The organism is Amycolatopsis sp. DSM 110486 (genome assembly GCF_019468465.1).
GTDB lineage: Bacteria > Actinomycetota > Actinomycetes > Mycobacteriales > Pseudonocardiaceae > Amycolatopsis.
The window spans coordinates 8231732-8248297 of record NZ_CP080519.1; the positions used below are offsets into that span (position 1 = coordinate 8231732).

The following is a 16566-nucleotide window of genomic DNA, read 5'->3' on the forward strand; positions in this document are numbered from 1 at the left end:
GAAACATGAGCTGTCACGACGACCACGACACGATCGACAACACCGTCTATGACCTGGTCATCAAGTCCGCCCGCGTCGTAACCGGCGAGACCCCGATCGACATCGGGATCTCCCGGGGAGTCGTGTGTCGCCTGGCACCCGATCTCGCAGGCCGGGCAGCACTCGACGCCGGCGGCAACTTGGTGACACCCGGATTCGTCGACACCCACCTGCACCTCGACAAGTCCCGGTTGATGCCACGCTACCGCCACTTCGACGGCACGCTCGCCTCTGCCATCACCGAGACCGCGGATCTGAAGAAGGGCTTCACCGAAGACGACGTCTACCAACGAGCAGAGCAGACACTGCGCGACTGCGTCACCCACGGCACCACCCGCATCCGCACCCAGGTCGAGGTCGACGACGTCGTCTCCTTGAAATCCTTCCGCGCCATCAACGCACTCGCCGATGACTGGCGCGACTATGTCGACGTCGAGGTCTGCGTTTTCGCTCAAGAAGGTCTCACCCAGTCCGAGGAGACCAAGGCGCTCCTCGACGCTGCTCTGGCACAAGGTGCTCCAGTCCTCGGCGGTGCGCCGTACGCCGACGTGGACCCGCTCGGCCAGCTCGACTGGATTTTCGAGCGGGCACAGCACTTCGAGGTCCCCATCGACCTCCATCTCGACCTCGCCGAGACCACCGGCGGCATGCTCATCGAGGAGGTCTGCCGGCGCACCATCCAGCACGGGATGCAGGGCAGGGTGACGGTGGGGCACGTCACGCAGCTCAGTTTTGTGACGCCGGAACGCTTCGCCGAACTCACGGCGCTGGCCGTTGACGCCGACCTCGCCTTCACCGTGCTGCCGGCCACCGATCTGTTCCTCATGGGCAGGGCAACCAGCCACTCCAAGCCCCGCGGGGTGCTCGACATGAAATCCCTCATAGGCAACGGCTTGCGGTGTTCCGTGGCAACCAACAACGTCCTGAACGCCTTCACTCCCTATGGGGATGGGTCACTGATCCGGATGGCCAACCTCTACGCCAACATCACCCACCTGTCGGGGGAGGGCCTCGAGCAGGCTTTCTCACTGGTGACCGATGGCGCGGCCCGGGTGGTCGACCCCGGCAGCGCGGCAAGCCTGGTCGAAGGAGCGCCGGCAGATCTGATCTGTCTGCCGACCGACAGCGGGGCCAATGCGGTCGCCACCATCTCCGAGCCCTTGTGGGGCCTCAAGCACGGACGGCTCACCTTCACCCGGCTCCGGCCCGTACTCCAGACCCCACCCAACTTCGACACCGTCAAGCGAGGCACCGTTGATACACAGCACCCCCCGTTCTCCTCAGGACGGTCTGATGCGGGCGTTCTGGAGTTATGAACGTGCGCTCATGGACAACGATCTGGCCGGCTTGGATCGGCTCTTCGCTCCCGGCGACGCAACGCTTCGAGGCGATGCGGCCGGATTGCTGGTCGGTCACCACCAGATCAGCTCGTTCCGAGCCGGACGTGGCGGTGCAGCACGCCGCTACATCGTCGACGTCCACGTACGGCCGATCGACGAAAACCATGCGATGGTCGTGGCCGTCACGGAGTTCAAAGCCGGGGGACAGGGCCAGCAGACTCAGTTGTGGCAACGCATCGACGGGGAGTGGCAGGTGACCGTCGCCCACGTCCATCAACCGGCGCCGGCCGTTGACTCGAGGATCTGGCGCATCGTCGGCGATCCGTTGGTCGTTCGCGCGGACGGAAGCGAGAACGGGCCGCTTGCCGGCGAGTCGGTGGCGATCAAGGACATCTTCGAAGTCCGCGGTTTTCCAGTCGGGGCGGGCAACCCCGCCAGACTCGCGCAGGCCTCGCCGGCGCAGGTGAACGCTCCGGCCGTGCAGCGGCTCCTCGACGCCGGTGCCTCCCTCAAGGGGATCGCCCGGACCGACGAGTTCGCCTACTCCATCGCCGGAGACAACCACCACTACGGCACCCCGCCGAACCCCCGAGCGCCGCATCGACGCTCGGGAGGCTCGACGAGCGGGCCCGCGAGTGCGGTGAGCCTTGGGCAGGCAACCGTGGGTCTCGGGTCGGACACAGCCGGCTCCGTCCGCGTGCCGGCCTCCTACCAAGGCCTTTACGGCCTTCGCACGACGCACGGCGCCGTGTCGGTCGAGGGCATGATGCCGCTGGCTCCCACCTTCGACACCGTCGGGTGGCTGGCTCGCGACGCCGAGACTCTGGCGCGCGTCGGCAGCGTGCTGTTGCCACCACGCCAGATGAGCAGTCAGACGCAGGATCAGGCGAGCGGAGAGACGACCTACGTCGTTGCCGCCGCGCTCCTCGATCAGGCGGAGTCCAACGTTGCTGCTGCGGTCCTCGGCGCCATGCCGAGCCGCACTCGGATCGACGATGAATGGCGGCCACCACTCGATGTCTGGAGCGCTGCTTTCCGCACCCTGCAGGCGTTCCAGGCATGGCAGTCACACGGCGACTGGATCCAAGGGCGAGAAGAGCATCTCGGCGCCGACGTGCGCGACCGATTCGCCTACGCCCGTAATGTCACTTCCGAGGAAGCCTCGCGTGCGGCCGAGGTGGTCTCCTCGGCTCGGACCGAGATCCGAGAGAATCTCGCCGACCGGGTCCTGATCCTGCCGACGACCCCCACCGTGGCCCCGCTCGGGCACGCCGAGATCCAGCCTGTGCGTCAAGCAACGCTCCGGCTCACCTGCCTTGCCTCGATAGCGGGCGCACCCGCGTTGAGCATCCCGCTGAGAACGAGCGAGGGACTGCCGTGCGGCCTTGGTCTGGTCGCTTCTCCCGGCCGCGACCACGATCTCTTGCGCCTCGCACAGTCGGCAGACTTCTCCACCGCCGCCGTCGGTGCGACGAAGGGCCAATCGCCGGCGGGCTCGGCGCGATGACCGGGCAGTTGATGCCGGCGCTGCAGCCCGGCACAGGGCCGATCCGGGCGGCGGCATACCTGCCGAGCACGCTCGACCACGTCCTGTGGGGCCGTCTGCCGTGCGCCACCGACAGCCCTGTGCTCACGGTCGACAGCGGCTCCAGCGTCACCTTCGACACGATCAGCCACGAGGGCATCCTCGAGGACCAGGGGCGTGACCCGAAGGCGTTCTTCGGCGCGTACGACGTCGCCGAGGTGCTCGAAGACGCGATCGCGCTCGCGGCCGGCGGCCCCGCAGGGGAGCCCGACCACACGTTCGGTGTCGACGGGCCGCACGTGGTGTCCCGGCCGGTCGCGGTCAGCGGCGCGCTGCCCGGGGACCTGCTGGCGATCACGGTCGAGGAGACCCTGCCCCGCGTGCCCTACGGCGTGGTCAGCAACCGCCACGCGAAGGGTGCGCTCCCCGACACCTACCCGCTCGACGATCAGCAGGTGCACAGCGTCTTCACCCCCGTCGTCGACGGGAAGGGCGTCATCGGGCCGGCCCGCTTCGACCTCGCCCCGTTCCTCGGGATCATGGGCGTCGCGGTGGCCGGCGACCGACGGCCTCACAGCGTCCCCCCGGGGCCACACGGCGGCAACCTCGACATCCGGCTGCTCACCACCGGCGCCACACTGTACCTGCCGGTGCAGGTCGACGGGGCCCTCGCGTACGTGGGCGACCCCCACTTCGCCCAGGGCGACGGCGAGGTCAGCCTCACCGCACTCGAGGCCAGCCTGCGCGCCACCGTGCGCTTCGACGTGATCCCGCACGAGAGCGCCGTACGGGACTTCGGCGACCTCGTGGCCCCGATCGCGGAGACAGCGGAGTTCCTCATCCCCACCGGCCTCGACGAGGATCTCGACGTCGCGATGCAGAGCGCCGTGCGGGCCGCGATCGCCCTGCTCGGCATTCGCTACAGCATGGACGCACCCACCGCGTACGCCTACCTGTCGGCCGCCACCGACTTCCGCATCTCCCAGGTCGTCGACGTCGTCAAGGGCGTTCACGCCACCATCCGGAAGGCGGACTTCCCCGGCAGGTGAGGGCAATCGCGAGCGGAGACCCCGGACCGGCCATTTTCGCTGGAAACAAACAAGATCGCGTCAACGGTGCGTAGGCAGGAAGCGGTCGCAGGGGGAAGGTCGCTCAGTGCTCTCGACGGTGATACCGGCTTGCGCTGGACCAGGTCGTTCGACGAACTGTGGCTAGCGCGGCCACCAGCGTCGCCGGGTCAGCGCCGCCGCGTGCCGGCTCTTCGGTGCTGCGGTTCCGCGTACCCGTCGGGGGACTGACCCGTCGGCCGCATGTGGGGTCGGATCGCTCAGGTGGTGAGTGCGAGTTGAGGGATGCGAAGGATGCTCTTGTAGTACGGCTGGGCATTCGGTGGGAACGCGTCGATCGAGCGCTGAAGTGCGTCAGCAGTTCGTGTGCGGCCCGGGCCGAGCGAGTCCGGTCCGGTTCGGACAGTGAGCCGGTGGATGCCCTGGTTGCCCAGCCGTAGATGTCGGCATCGATCATCACCGCATCTACTTCCCCATAGGTAACTCCGACCGACTGCCAGTTCTGCGGGGTGCGTCGTCGTGGCGGTCGCACCCCGGCGACCGGGACGTACGGGCGGGAACGTGGTACTGCGGGAGGTTGCCCGTGACCTTCGGCAGGTCACGTCGACCGGCCGCCGAGGTGCTGGTGGAAGTTTCGTGCTGTGGCCAAGCTGCTGAAGATCACGGTGGAGGAGCTCGACGAGCTGTTGCACGACGTCGTCGAGGTAGGCGTCTCGAAATCTGGAAAGTCTGCCTCCGAGCCGAGCGCCGGCGGGTTGGTCCCCGTTATGGTCGAAGGACAGGCGGTGTGGCTGCCGGTCGACCCCGGCGTGTTCGCCGAGTCCAAGGCTGGCGCCTGTTTCGGCGGCGGAGGCGGCGTACGTACGGTCGCGCGGGTGGCAAGCGGTCGAACAGGAGCTCACCAAGCACGATCCTGATCTCATTGGACCCGGGTCGTCCTGAGCTGTTTCTCGCCTGAGTGCTTCAGGATTGGCCGTTGTGACGTGGGCACCGGTCGTGCCGCTCGGCAGTGAACCCCGCTATCGGCCAACGGCATCAAGATCATGCTTCGTCGACGCGGGTGAGCATCGCCTCTTCGTTCGCCGGCTCGCGGACCTCACTTTCGCGGCAGCGCATCGACAACAGGTAACGCGCTACGGTGACCTTCTCCTCACGACGGGGCGGGTTCCTCCCGCATCGACCGCCTCGACCGGACAATCGTTGGCTGACAGTGTCCCGGCTACTTCCCGCAGCGACGCGCGGGACAAGCCCGAATCGGCCCCGCGCCCGCCGGGCACGTGCGCACTGTCTTCGCTACCAAACCTGCACTGGTCAGGCGATCGACGTTGAGGGCGCAGGAGACGTCGCGGCGAAAACCTCCCGCGCGTAGGCATCCAGAGTGCGCGGAGCGTGGCCGGTCAGCCGCCGCACATCGTCGGTGACGCCGTCGAAGACGTCGGCGCGCACGAAGACGAACAGATCCATCATGTGGTCGACCCACGCGTTCGGACGACCCGAGCGGGCGAAATGCGCCCGGTGCGCCTCGAGGTCGGCGTCGACGTGACGGATGGCCCGCCCTGACGCGCTGGACAGCGTGTCGGCCACTTCCGCGAACGTCAGGGACTGAGGGCCGGTGAGGTCGTAGCCGTGGCCGTGATGGCCGTCGGTCGTCAGGACCGCGACGGCCGAGTCGGCGACGTCGCGGGTGTCGACGAAACCCGCGCGATGGCCTCCGCTTCCCGCGTAGAGCTCGGCGTCGTCGCGGATCGCCCTGGCGTACACCGCGTCGTCCTCGTCGAAGTTCTGCATGAGCCAGTTGGGGCGCAGGATCGTCCAGTTCCGGCCCGACTCCCGCACCACGTGCTCGACTCGCGCGCGGGGAGCGGCCTCCGGTGCCTTGTCGACCCCGAAGGCGGACATGAGGACCACGTGATCCGCCTGCGGGGCGGCGGCGATGAGACGCGCGAACAACGAGGCCGCGTTGTCGAGGACGTCGAGACCCTTCAGGAACAGGGCGTCGGCGCCGGCAACGGAATCCGCCCACGTGGACTCGTCGGCCCAGTCGAACAGGACCGGGGTGACACTCGCCGTGGGTGCGCCCGGATGCCGGGACGCCGCCCGCACCGAAACGCCCGATGCAGCGAGCGCAGCCGCAACGCGCTTGCCCGCCTTACCCGTTGCGCCTTCAACCCATACCGTCTTCATCGTCATCTCCAGTTCGCGATCAATGAACACTGACGCCAGATTATGACGATCCCAAGAGACAGAAAATGATTGATGGTCGTGTTTCTTTGTCTCATCGTCTCGCAGTTGTAGACTTCCGGCATGGACGTGCTGGCCGACATCCTGACGGCGATGCGAGCGGGTCGGCCGGTCGCCGCTCTCACCGAGGTCCACGCACCGTGGGGTCTGCGCTTCGATCAGGTCCTGGGTGCCGCGTTCCACGTTGTACTGCAAGGCAGTTGTCAGCTGGCTCCCCTGGACGGGGCCGCGTTTGCGGAGGTTCAGCTGGGGCCTGGGGATGTGGTGCTGCTCGGCCGGGGTACTCCGCACGCGATCGTCTCCGCACCGGGCGCGGACCTCACTCCGTTCGCTCCCGTTCGTGACACGCCGGGCGGATCGTTCGGGCGGTTCGCGCTGCCCGGGCCCGGGGCTCGGTCGACGATCGTGTGCGGCGCGTACAAGCTGGTCCGCCGCCGTCCTCATCCGCTGCTGCGGGATCTGCCGGAGGTTGTCCACCTGCCTGCCGCTCCCGGACGTGATCCGGGTCTGCGGGCAATGGTGGACCTGCTCGGCGCCGAGCTGTACGAGGCGCCGCCCGGGGCGGCCGCCGTGGCACCGTCGCTTGTGGACGCTCTGCTGGTGTATCTGCTCCGCGCGTGGATGGCCGGCTCCGAAAACACTGCAACGAGTTGGTCGGCCGCGTTGACCGACGCCGTGATGTCCCGGGTGCTGGCGGCCATGCACGCCGAGCCCAGCCGAGCGTGGACGGTGGAGCAGCTCGCCGCGGTCGCCGGGCTTTCGCGCGCGGCTTTCGCGCGCAGATTCGCCTCCGTGGTGGGCGAACCGCCGTTGACGTACCTCACGCGCTGGCGGATGACCACCGCGGCTCAGCTGTTGCGCACCACCGACAAGACGCTGGCGCAGGTCGCGTCCGCCATCGGGTACAGCTCTCCGTTCGCCTTCGCCAAAGCGTTCCGGCGAGAGTACGCGACCACCCCCGGCAGTTACCGGGCCGACGCCGCCGGATGACTGCTTTCCCGTACGGCGCAACTGCCATCGTGCGTGAACTGCACCTGGTCAGGGTCGTCGGGAAAGCCCGCCGCGCCGACCAGTTCCGGGTCGAGGAAGGTCGTGATCGACGCCAGGTGCGTGGTGTCCGCGGTCAGCACGGCCAACCCGAAGGGCCGGAAGGGCTCGTCGGTCCGCTCCCGGTAGTAGGCCACGGCGGCCGGCTGGTCGTTCGCGACGGTCGGGTACATCCGGTACAGCCCGGGCGCGGTGAGCACGTGCTCGGCCAGGAACGGAACGCACGAGCGTTTCCCGGACAGGGACAACCCGGACGGAACCACCTCGAGGGTGGCGTCGTCGCGCAGCAGGCGGGTCAGGGCCTCGACGTCGGCGGTTTCGAAGGCGGCGATGTAGGAGTTCAGGACGTCGCGCGCCGCGGGCGAGTCCGGCTCGGCGAAGTTCTCCGGCGTCGGCGTCAGTTCGTCGAGCCGGGCGCGTGCGCGTTGGAGGGCGCTTTTGACTGCGGGCACGCTCGTGTCGAGCACCTGGGCGATCTCGGTGGCCGGCATGGCCAGCACTTCGCGCAGCAGGAACGCCGCGCGTTGCCGCGGCGGCAGGTACTGCGCGCTGGCGACCAGGGCGAGCCGCAGCATCCTGCGTTGTTCGGCCACCTGGGCCGGGTCACCGAGCCACGGCGTGACCCAGAGGACCTCGGCCGTGGCCAACGGGACGTCCGGGTCCTCACCCGGGGCGCCGAGTCCGGCCGGCAGTACTCGGCGGCCCCGCCCTTGCAGCGCCGTCAGGCACACGTTCGTGGCGATCCGGTACAGCCAGGTACGCACCGACGCGCGTTCTTCGAAGGAGGCGCGGCTGCGCCACGCTCGCAGGTAGGTCTCCTGCACCAGGTCCTCGGCCTCGTGCGCCGAACCCGTCATCCGGTAGCACAAGGCGACCAGCTCCGGCCGGTACTCCTGGAGATCGTCCCATGTCTGCGGCATGTCCGTCATCCTCGTCGTGGCCGGTAGTGCAAGGACACCAGTCCCGGATCGGCGCCCGGGCCCGCGCTGAGCATCTCCCAGGCGCTCGGCGCGTCGCCGGGGTCGGAAAAAGAGGCGCCGTCGGGGACGATCACGGGCACGACGGTCACCGCCAGCTCGTCGACCAGCCCGGCCGCGGTGAGCGTCCGCCCGAACCGGCCGTGCCCGTAGACGATCAAGTCCCCGCCCGGTTCGCGCTTCATCGCGGCGACGGTTTCGGTGATCTCGGTGTCGAGCACGGTGGTATTGGTCCAGTGCGGATCTCGCAGGGTCGAGGAGAACACGTACTTCGGCATGGCGTTGAGGTGGGCGGCGTAGTCGCCGGGGGTGTCCGGCCACTGCCGGGAGAAGTCGTCGTAGGTCCGCCGGCCCATCAGCATCGCCGAGCAGCCGCGCAACGCCGCCAGCGACGCCGTCGCGCTGCCCGGGCCGAAGTAGGGCCCGGCCCATGCCATCGGTTTGCTGATCACGCCATTGAGCGAAACCAGAGTGCTGAGCACCAGGCGTCGCGAAGAGAGCGTCGTCATGGGTGGTTGGACCCGGCCGGGTCTGAAAAGGAATCGGTCCGGCCCCGGTTCCTTCGCGGATCGAGTGGGTTACTCGACAAGAACACACGAAGGTCCGATCCCCGACGCTCTGAGGGCGCGTCGCAGGCAGCACGCTCAGCGTGCTCGAGCTCGTCGCCGCGAGGGTCGGTATCGCGCTGGTCCCGGATCGGGTCGACCGGATCGCGGTACCCAGTGTCGGCTACCGCCCACTGTCCGGACTGGGGGCGAAGGCCGAATTCTCCGTCGTCCAACGCGCCGACGAGACGAACCCGGCCGTCGTCGCCTTCCTCGAGAACGCCCGGCGACGGTCCGGCGGCACCCGGCCGCCGGGGAAATCTCGGCGGCGCTCGGCACCGGCCCACCGGAGGGCTCCAGTTGCCGCGCGCGGTCCACTCAGGCCGAGTGCGCCGTCCGCCTGGCCGGCCAGATCGGCAGCAGGCCCCGTCCGCTGACGTCGTTGAGGACGATGGCTGAGCACAGGTAGAACGCGACGAAGGAGTCGAGGAGGCCGACCCAGCCGCCGGCCTTGGTCAGCGCGATCGCGGTGGCTCCCGATCCGATGAGGTTGGCGAGGCCCAGCAGCACGTAGACCACGACCAGCAACACGAACGCGGTGAACGCGGGTGCGTTGACCACCCGTGCCCCCACGGCGAGCATCGCGGTGAACAACGCCCACACGATCAGGTAAGCGCCGAACATGCGGGCGAAGTTCGCTGCTCCCGCCGTGTCGGTGATCATCGGTGCGTAGAACTGCACGATCAGCGCCGTGGTGAACAGGAAGCAGGCATACGCCGAACAGAACGTCGCACCGAACAGGTTGTTGCCGCGGAACTCCCAGATCCCGCCGACGAGCATGGCGAGCGCGCCAGTGCCCATCGCGACGGGAACGAACAGCGTGGCCGTCCGCTGGTCCACGACACCTGTGTTGGCCAACGACAGAATCGTCAATGAGAATCCGAACCCCGCCAGCGCCAGGGGCACCCCGCTGGCTGTGGGGGCGAAGGCGGTCGTGGCGGGCTCACCCGCACGCGGCGGCGGCACTTGCGGGGCGGCTCCCGGAGGAGCGGTTCGTTGTGCGTATTCTGCGCTGCTGGTCATGATGCTCCCTCCAGGCTGCGCAGGAATGCTCCGACACGGACCGGGTGGAACCGCGTCGAGGCCAGGCGGATCAAACTTCCGTGGCGAGCAGTTCCTTGAGGCCGTTGTCGATGAACCGGGTGTCCTCCGGGTTGAGGCCGCCACCGGCGAAATGTCCCCACGCTCCCGGGATGACGCGCAGTTCCGCCCGGTGCATGTGCTTGACTTCCCACTCGTTGTCCTCGGGCGGGAAGTACAGGTCCTGCTGCGCAGGCATCACGATCGCGGGCGCCCGGATCGCGCCGAGCGCGTCCTCGACGCTGCGCATTCCCGGCGTGTTGCCGATGTCGGCGTGCTGCCAGGTCCACAGCATGGTCAGGAGGTTGTTCGCGTCGCGCTTGAGGAACAGGCCCTCCCAGAAGGCCACGAGGAAGTCTTCCAGGGACGCGTAGCCCAGTGGCTCGCGCTCGTAGATCGTCTCCCGGTAGAACTGCTGGCAGAAGCCCCAGCCGGCGTAGACCCGCGCCATGGCGCGGAGCCCGATGTCGGGTTGCTTGTCGTACCGGCCGCCGTTGTAGGCCGCGTCCGCGGTAAGCGCCGCCCTGACCCCTTCCAGGAACACGAAGTTGTGCAGGCTGGTCTTCGCCGATCCGCAGAATGGCAGGATCCGCTTGACCATGTCGGGGAAGCTGACCGCCCACTGGTAGGTCTGCCCGGCGCCCATCGACCAGCCGGTGACCAACTCCAGTGTCCCGATGCCGAAGCGCTCGGTCACCAGCCGGTGCTGGAACTGGACGTTGTCATACATGGTCACCCGGGGAAACGACGCGCGGTCATGCGGCGCGGGCGTGTTGCTCGGCGACGAGGACAACCCGTTGCCCAGCATATTCGGAATGATGATGAAGTATCTCGCCGGATCGAGCGCCATCCCCTCGCCGATCAGCCATTCATTGTCGTAATGCTGCCCGGAGTACCACGTTGGGTAAACGATCGCATTGCTCTTGTCACCGTTGAGCTCGCCGTAAGTCTTGTACGCGAGCTTGGCATCGCTGAGCGTGGCGCCTTCTTGTAACCGGACGGTACCAAGGTCGAACATTTCGTAATCCACGAGAGCCTCCTTGCCGGCTTCTCCGGCTGCGCGCTCCTCGTGGTCCACGATACGCCGCCACCGGGTAGGCGGTGCGGGCCAGCTGAACTGTATCGCGCCAGTTCCCACCCCGGTCGACCAGCGCTGGTACCGGTGGGATTCTCGATGTTCAAGTTGTGCACGTCGAGCAGTTCGCGGTCCGTCCGCGACGGACTTCGACCGTCCCCAGGACCCAGAGCGACGACCTGTCACTCTGGGTCTTGTTCGAGCTCACCAGGTGCCTCCACGCCGGTGCCGCTCAAGCCTTCGGCCCCGTTGAGACGGGCCTCGCTCTTCGCCACGCGTTCGGCCGTTCGAGTGCAGGTCTTGCAGCAGGCGCAGTGGCCCGTGACCTCCCGATCGGGCGTGGGCGGTAGTAAGCAGCCGCCGCCGCGGGGGACCGCACGTGCCTGGATGTAGCCCTCACTAAAGGGGTGGTGTCGGGGGCGATCCGATAGTCGCATATCAGCGCCATGTCCACCTGGCTTCGAAAGCGGGCCACGGACGGCGGCGGTCAAGGGCTTGCTGAGATCCCCACCGGCGCAGAACGCTGTCCCGGTGGCGCGCAGCACCGCCATGCGGATGGCGCGTAGGTCGTCGAGCGATCGCGCGATCGTTGATCTGTTCAGGCGGTGCTCGCTCGTCTGTCGTCATTGGTCAATCTTTGCGCGGTTTCGGTTTCGGACCGGCGGAAGGAGAGGTAGTGGGCGGGTTGACTGGTGCGGGGTTTGCAGGGGCTGTGGCTGCTCGGCGTGGTGTGGCACGTACGTCCGAGCGGGAGCCAGGCGGTGTGCGTTTTGCGTTTTACGGGCGGATGTCGACCAGCGAGTTCCAAGACCCGCGGACGTCTCGTGCGTGGCAGCGCGCGGTGGCGGATGAGTTGGTCGAGGGTGTCGGCGAGGTCGTGGTCGAGTTCTTCGATGAGAGCCGGTCGCGGCGGTGGTCGTGGCCGGACCGTCCGGCTGCGTCTGAGTTGTTGGCGGTTGCGGAGAGCCGGGATCGTGCGTTTGATGCTGTGGTGGTGGGTGAGTACGAGCGGGCTTTCCACGGTGACCAGTTCCGGGAAGTGGTCGCTCGGCTGGATGCGGTGGGTGTGCAGGTGTGGTTGCCTGAGGCTGGCGGCCCGGTGTAGCTGGGCAGTCCTGTTTATCGAGGGTTGATGACGCTGCTGGGCGCTCAGGCGCAGCGTGAGGTCGTGCGGACTCGGTACCGTGTCATGGCAGCGATGCGTGCGCAGACACGGTTGCAGGGGCGTTTTCTTGGCGGTCATCCTCCTTATGGGTATCGGTTGGCTGACGGCGGGCCTCATCCGAACATGATCCACGCGCGATGGGGTCGGCGTTTGCACAGACTTGAGCCGGACCCGGAGACCTCGCAGCGGGTGCGATGGATGTTCGCCGAGCGCGCCTGCGGGCCGGTCGATCGCGTCGTTGGCGCGGGAGTTGAATGAGCGTGGTGTTCCGTGCCCGTCGAGCGCGGATCCGGCGAGGAACTCCCACCGGTCGGGGGCGCGGTGGATTGTTCGCACCGTCGGGATGATCTTGGAGAACCCGAGGTACACCCGACCCCCGGTATCGCCGGTAGTTGATCACGTTGTCGCGGTGCAGGTGATTGCGGCGTCGCAACCTGAGCGGTTTGCCCGACCACCGGGGCCCAAGCCGAGCCAGGTCCGTCGGCACGTGCCGGCCGGACGTTCATCGAAGGTCGAGCTAACCCGAGGCAGGCGCTGTCATCCCGGACCATCGGGATGGGCGAGGTCATGGGCACGGGAGACCTTCTGCGGGACCACCATCCACCACGAGCTTGTGAGCCTCGGCAGGATCCAGCGCAGCAAGCTCGACGTGCACCCAGTTGAACCGCATATCCGACTTCGACGGCAGCCAGAACTTCCCCGGCTCACCGGTGACCAACGCGGCGCGCTCCTCTTTCGGGAACGCGAACCCCATCACCGTCTCGTCCAGGAAACGCGACATCCACGATCTGCTTGACCCGGAACCTCAACCGGCCCCGCACGTACCCCGGATAAGAACGCTCAAGCTCCGAACCCAGAGCATGAACATCCTCGATCACCGCCAGGACGCACCTCTCCACCCCAAGGCAAAAGATGCCAGGCCGCGAACAGCGCGCGGGATGCCGGTTGCCCTGATTCGTCCCAACACCAGGGCGCCCTCGACCAGCAGACGCAGCCAGATGCCCCCACTCGACGCCGGCGTGGCCCTCATTCTTCCCGCCGGTGGCCGGCGCCGTGATCCTGCCCGTCGCGCTGGCAAGCTTTCTGGCACAGTGTTCGGCCGGTGGATCGGCGACGAAGACGCCACACTGGGAGCTGCGGGACTGTTCCAAGATCGGTGTTTCCGGCCCGACACGCCGGGCTGAGGTCCGGCGGGATGGGCACTGTGAGTGATGACATCGGACCTTGTGAGTCGACGCAAGCGTGACGAGAAGCCGGCGCAGCTGTCGCCGGAGCAGGCCGCTGCGGCGGCGATGGTGGCCGAGGCCAAGGCGCGTGGGCTGGCGTTGACCGGCCCGGACGGGCTGCTGAAGCTGTTCACCAAGAACGTGCTGGAAACGGCATTGAACGAGGAAATGACCGAGCACCTCGGGCACGAGAAGAACCAGGTCGACCCGGACCGGGAATCGACCAATGTGCGAAATGGTAGTCGGCCGAAGACCGTGATCTCGGACGCAGTCGGCGAGGTGCGGGTCGAGGTGCCGCGGGATCGGGAAAGCACGTTCGAGCCGCAGATCGTGAAGAAGCGGCAGCGTCGGCTTGCCGATGTGGACGAGATCGTGTTGTCGTTGTATGCGAAAGGGATGACCACTGGCGAAATAGCCGCGCATTTCGGTGAGATTTATGGGGCGTCGGTGAGCAAGGAGACGATATCGCGGATCACCGACAAAGTGATAGCCGAGATGCAGGAATGGGCCAGCCGCCCGCTCGATGTGATCTACGCGGCGGTGTTCATTGACGCGATCCACGTCAAGGTCCGGGACGGGCAGGTCGCCAACCGCCCGGTCTACGCGGCCATCGGCGTGACCGTGGACGGGCACAAGGACGTGCTGGGCCTGTGGATGGGCGTCGGCGGCGAGGGCGCGAAGTTCTGGATGAGCGTTCTGGTCGACCTGAAGAACCGGGGCGTTCGTGACGTGTTCTTCCTCGTCTGCGACGGTCTCAAAGGCCTCCCGGAGACTGTTGCGAACGTGTGGCCGCAAACCATCGTTCAGACGTGCATCGTTCACCTGATCCGCAATACGTTCCGGTTGGCGGCGCGGCAGAACTGGGACGAGATCAAGAGGGATATTAAACCCATCTACACCGCACCCAATCCTGACGCGGCGCTTGCCGCATTGGACGAACTCGACGAGAAATGGGGTAAAAAGTATGGTGCGATGATTCGACTGTGGCGCAACGCGTGGGAAGAGTTTGTACCGTTCCTGGACTACGATGTTGAAATTCGGCGCATGATCTGCTCGACGAATGCGATCGAATCACTGAACGCCCGCTACCGGCGGGCGATCCGTGCGCGCGGGCATTTCCCCACCGAGCAGGCCGCGATGAAGTGTCTGTATCTTGTGACACGCAGCCTGGACCCGACGGGGACCGGGCGCGCCAGGTGGACAATGCGTTGGAAGCCCGTGATCAACGCGTTCGCCATCACGTTCGGTGACCGCTGGCCGGGAGCCGAAACCTACTGACCGACCCGCCGGAAACACCGATCACGGGATAGACCCGGAGCTGCTGGCCGCCCCTCTACTGAACTCGATACTCGGGGTCGTGTTTCCCGCCCTGGGCGGCAGCCAGGCGGCGTGAGTGCAGGTACTTGACGCGGTGGGGGTGCGGTGGGTCTCTGGGAGTGGCTGGCTGAGGTAGCCACGTGGTTGGGCCAGTCAGGTCCGGACATCGCGGTGAACTTGATCGCGGCATGCATCGGCGGTATCGCCGTATGGGTGACCGGTCGGACGCGGCGGCAGGCGCGACGGTGGCGTGCCCGACGTTTCTGGAAGAACATGGGCGACCGCGGCGTCACGGTCGTTGTCGGTGTGCACGAGCGAAACCAGCTGTACGTGTGGGAGCGATCCGGGTTGATCGGCCTCGGTGACGCAGAGGCCATGGCCTCGGTTGAGGAACAGTTGCGGTCGTTCGGTTTCGATTCGACGGTGAGGCCGACGGGCGACATGCCGAGTTCGGAGTTGCGCCGCGATCTGGTACTGGTCGGCGGTCCTGACGGCAACAGGGTAACTGCTCAGATGATTCCGCGCCTCAGGCCGGCGTTGACGTTCGGGTTCCCGCGTTGGACTTCGCATGAAGTGGCGGTGGCGGATAGCGCGACAGGCCACGAGTACTACCCGGAGTATGACGACGATGGAAGTCTTGCCGCCGACTACGGCGTGGTGGTCCGGGCATCGAATCCCTTGGCCGATGACGGCACGGAGATCGTGATCCTGGCGGGTTGCTGGGGCAACGGCACTGCCGCCGCGGCGGATTCGTTGCGTGGCATGGCTGTCCATCGCCATGGAGTCTCCACCCGCCGTTCGTTCGAGGCGCTCGTGAAAGTAGCCGTCGTGAACGGGCGCAACCACGTCATCACTGTGGTCGACGTGCGCGCCCTTCAACATGCTGATATCAGCGCTGTGTGAACAAGCGCGAAGCTATACAGACTGGACGGCGGCCAGGTGACGTCGGTGCGACCGTCGTCCGGGCAGCTGCTCCGTGGTCCGAGCAGGCCCATCACGGCGTCGGCGGTGTGGAGCGCCGACGGCGTGCCAAACACGAGGTGTGTCAGCCAGAACACGGGGTTGGACCACTCCGCATTATTCGGCGGACTCGATAACGGCCCTGGTCAGCACTCGCAGGCCAACGCACGAGTGCGTGGCGATCGCGAGCGCGGCCATCACGCAGACGAACACGACCGTGGCCACTGTCAGGCCCGACGCGGAAGCAAGCAAGCCTGCGGCAATCGGACCGAGCCACTGAATCGAAGTCGACGCGACGCTCATCGAGCTCTGCACCCGTCCAATCAACTCGTTCCGGGATGATCTCCATCTCGTAAATCGCGAAGACGACGTTGAGGGGCGAGAGGAGGAACATCATCACGGCAACGAGCGCACCGGGCTGCGGTCTCGCACCGTTAAAATCGATCGCGAGAGCGGCGGAGCATCGATTCGTGGCTGGTTCGTTCGTCGTAGAGGCAGACGGGCCGAACGGAGGCCCCGAACCGATGGGATGCGTGAGATGGCGAAGTACCTGCTCCTCATCTATGGGGACGACCAGATCTGGGAAGCGGGCTCCCCGCAGGAGAGGGCGGAGGTCGAAGCGGGACATGCCGCGTTCAACGCCGCGGCCGGCGCCGCAGTCCTCTCCGGCCACGAGCTTCTGCCGACGGCGACCGCGACGAGCCTGCGCGGCAGCGTGAGTGGCCGACCGACGCCGACCGACGGACCGTTCCTCGAGTCCAAGGAAGCGCTCGGCGGCTACTACGTGGTGGAGGCACCCGACCTGGACGCCGCGGTCAAACTCGCCGAACGGCTTCCCGAGCTCAGGGTCGCGCACAGCGGGGTCGAGATCCGGCCGATCAACGAGCCGGGCTAGACCGGTT

At 67.1% G+C, this 16566-nt stretch carries 16 protein-coding genes and 2 pseudogenes; 11 read left to right on the forward strand and 7 right to left on the reverse strand.

Annotation, left to right across the window (positions count from 1 at the left end; all coding sequences use genetic code 11):
- Positions 1–5: 5 nt before the first annotated feature.
- The 4 genes from K1T34_RS39890 to K1T34_RS39905 all read left to right on the forward strand — a co-directional run bounded on the left by K1T34_RS39890 (position 6) and on the right by K1T34_RS39905 (position 4888).
- Positions 6–1355 (forward strand): amidohydrolase family protein, encoded by a 1350-nt coding sequence (locus tag K1T34_RS39890; RefSeq protein WP_220239878.1) that lies wholly within the window; start codon positions 6–8, stop codon positions 1353–1355.
- Between the two features lie 10 nt (positions 1356–1365).
- Positions 1366–2886 carry an amidase gene (locus K1T34_RS39895; protein ID WP_220239879.1) on the forward strand — a complete coding sequence of 507 codons (1521 nt, stop codon included), beginning with the start codon at positions 1366–1368 and terminating at the stop codon, positions 2884–2886.
- A complete protein-coding gene (locus tag K1T34_RS39900; RefSeq protein WP_220239880.1) occupies positions 2883–3953 on the forward strand; it encodes an acetamidase/formamidase family protein in 1071 nt (356 codons plus the stop codon). The genes K1T34_RS39895 and K1T34_RS39900 overlap by 4 nt, the downstream gene beginning before the upstream one ends.
- A gap of 659 nt (positions 3954–4612) precedes the next feature.
- Positions 4613–4888, forward strand: a complete 276-nt coding sequence (locus K1T34_RS39905; protein ID WP_220239881.1) for a hypothetical protein — start codon at positions 4613–4615, stop codon at positions 4886–4888.
- Positions 4889–5282: 394 nt separating this feature from the next.
- On the opposite strand, the gene K1T34_RS39910 is transcribed toward K1T34_RS39905, so the two are convergent.
- The gene (locus K1T34_RS39910; RefSeq protein WP_255637900.1) at positions 5283–6407 is read right to left on the reverse strand and encodes an NAD(P)H-binding protein; all 1125 of its coding nucleotides are present in this window, start codon (positions 6405–6407) and stop codon (positions 5283–5285) included.
- On the opposite strand from K1T34_RS39910, the gene K1T34_RS39915 reads away from it, so the two are divergent.
- Positions 6306–7202, forward strand: a complete 897-nt coding sequence (locus K1T34_RS39915; protein ID WP_255637901.1) for an AraC family transcriptional regulator — start codon at positions 6306–6308, stop codon at positions 7200–7202. The genes K1T34_RS39910 and K1T34_RS39915 overlap by 102 nt on opposite strands.
- Here K1T34_RS39915 and K1T34_RS39920 read toward each other — a convergent pair.
- Together K1T34_RS39920 and K1T34_RS39925 are read right to left on the reverse strand one after the other, a co-directional pair.
- A complete protein-coding gene (locus tag K1T34_RS39920) occupies positions 7178–8179 on the reverse strand; it encodes an RNA polymerase subunit sigma-70 (RefSeq protein WP_255637902.1) in 1002 nt (333 codons plus the stop codon). The two genes, K1T34_RS39915 and K1T34_RS39920, sit on opposite strands and share 25 nt — an antisense overlap.
- Positions 8180–8184: 5 nt before the next feature.
- Entirely contained in the window at positions 8185–8745 is a 561-nt protein-coding gene (locus tag K1T34_RS39925; RefSeq protein WP_255637903.1) for a dihydrofolate reductase family protein, read from the reverse strand.
- A gap of 134 nt (positions 8746–8879) precedes the next feature.
- On the opposite strand from K1T34_RS39925, the pseudogene K1T34_RS54810 reads away from it, so the two are divergent.
- Positions 8880–9218 (forward strand): annotated as a pseudogene (locus K1T34_RS54810) (LysR substrate-binding domain-containing protein); the annotation flags it as partial.
- Here K1T34_RS54810 and K1T34_RS39935 read toward each other — a convergent pair.
- A complete protein-coding gene (locus tag K1T34_RS39935; RefSeq protein WP_220239887.1) occupies positions 9160–9864 on the reverse strand; it encodes an acetate uptake transporter in 705 nt (234 codons plus the stop codon). The pseudogene K1T34_RS54810 and the gene K1T34_RS39935 sit on opposite strands and share 59 nt — an antisense overlap.
- A 70-nt stretch (positions 9865–9934) precedes the next feature.
- Positions 9935–10951 carry an alpha/beta fold hydrolase gene (locus tag K1T34_RS39940; RefSeq protein ID WP_255637904.1) on the reverse strand — a complete coding sequence of 339 codons (1017 nt, stop codon included), beginning with the start codon at positions 10949–10951 and terminating at the stop codon, positions 9935–9937.
- Positions 10952–11783: 832 nt separating this feature from the next.
- Between K1T34_RS39940 and K1T34_RS53830 the strand changes: the two genes are divergently transcribed.
- On the forward strand, positions 11784–12101 hold the full coding sequence (locus K1T34_RS53830; protein ID WP_255637905.1) for a hypothetical protein: 318 nt from the start codon (positions 11784–11786) through the stop codon (positions 12099–12101).
- A gap of 310 nt (positions 12102–12411) precedes the next feature.
- Positions 12412–12474 (forward strand): annotated as a pseudogene (locus tag K1T34_RS53835) (hypothetical protein); the annotation flags it as partial.
- Positions 12475–12726: 252 nt separating this feature from the next.
- On the opposite strand, the gene K1T34_RS53840 reads toward K1T34_RS53835, so the two are convergent.
- Entirely contained in the window at positions 12727–12942 is a 216-nt protein-coding gene (locus K1T34_RS53840) for a hypothetical protein (RefSeq protein ID WP_255638881.1), read from the reverse strand.
- A 430-nt stretch (positions 12943–13372) separates the two neighbouring features.
- On the opposite strand from K1T34_RS53840, the gene K1T34_RS39955 reads away from it, so the two are divergent.
- Together K1T34_RS39955 and K1T34_RS39960 are read left to right on the forward strand one after the other, a co-directional pair.
- Complete coding sequence (locus K1T34_RS39955; protein ID WP_220239888.1) at positions 13373–14665, forward strand: IS256 family transposase; 1293 nt, start codon at positions 13373–13375, stop codon at positions 14663–14665.
- 210 nt (positions 14666–14875) lie between these two features.
- The gene (locus K1T34_RS39960; protein WP_220239889.1) at positions 14876–15607 is read left to right on the forward strand and encodes a hypothetical protein; all 732 of its coding nucleotides are present in this window, start codon (positions 14876–14878) and stop codon (positions 15605–15607) included.
- Between the two features lie 174 nt (positions 15608–15781).
- Here K1T34_RS39960 and K1T34_RS39965 read toward each other — a convergent pair whose 3' ends face one another.
- Positions 15782–15967: a hypothetical protein gene (locus tag K1T34_RS39965; protein WP_220239890.1), complete on the reverse strand. Its 186-nt coding sequence runs from the start codon at positions 15965–15967 to the stop codon at positions 15782–15784.
- Between the two features lie 235 nt (positions 15968–16202).
- Here K1T34_RS39965 and K1T34_RS39970 point away from each other — a divergent pair, with 235 nt between their 5' ends.
- Positions 16203–16559 carry a YciI family protein gene (locus K1T34_RS39970; protein ID WP_220239891.1) on the forward strand — a complete coding sequence of 119 codons (357 nt, stop codon included), beginning with the start codon at positions 16203–16205 and terminating at the stop codon, positions 16557–16559.
- Positions 16560–16566 lie beyond the last annotated feature (7 nt).

Coding starts and splice junctions, on each gene's coding strand:
- K1T34_RS39890 (WP_220239878.1), top strand. CDS start 6: ATGAGCTGTCACGACGACCACGACACGATCGACAACACCGTCTATGAC.
- K1T34_RS39895 (WP_220239879.1), top strand. CDS start 1,366: ATGGACAACGATCTGGCCGGCTTGGATCGGCTCTTCGCTCCCGGCGAC.
- K1T34_RS39900 (WP_220239880.1), top strand. CDS start 2,883: ATGACCGGGCAGTTGATGCCGGCGCTGCAGCCCGGCACAGGGCCGATC.
- K1T34_RS39915 (WP_255637901.1), top strand. CDS start 6,306: ATGCGAGCGGGTCGGCCGGTCGCCGCTCTCACCGAGGTCCACGCACCG.
- K1T34_RS39920 (WP_255637902.1), bottom strand. CDS start 8,179: ATGCCGCAGACATGGGACGATCTCCAGGAGTACCGGCCGGAGCTGGTC.
- K1T34_RS39925 (WP_255637903.1), bottom strand. CDS start 8,745: ATGACGACGCTCTCTTCGCGACGCCTGGTGCTCAGCACTCTGGTTTCG.
- K1T34_RS39935 (WP_220239887.1), bottom strand. CDS start 9,864: ATGACCAGCAGCGCAGAATACGCACAACGAACCGCTCCTCCGGGAGCC.
- K1T34_RS53830 (WP_255637905.1), top strand. CDS start 11,784: ATGTCGACCAGCGAGTTCCAAGACCCGCGGACGTCTCGTGCGTGGCAG.
- K1T34_RS53840 (WP_255638881.1), bottom strand. CDS start 12,942: ATGTCGCGTTTCCTGGACGAGACGGTGATGGGGTTCGCGTTCCCGAAA.
- K1T34_RS39955 (WP_220239888.1), top strand. CDS start 13,373: ATGACATCGGACCTTGTGAGTCGACGCAAGCGTGACGAGAAGCCGGCG.
- K1T34_RS39965 (WP_220239890.1), bottom strand. CDS start 15,967: ATGAGCGTCGCGTCGACTTCGATTCAGTGGCTCGGTCCGATTGCCGCA.
- K1T34_RS39970 (WP_220239891.1), top strand. CDS start 16,203: ATGGCGAAGTACCTGCTCCTCATCTATGGGGACGACCAGATCTGGGAA.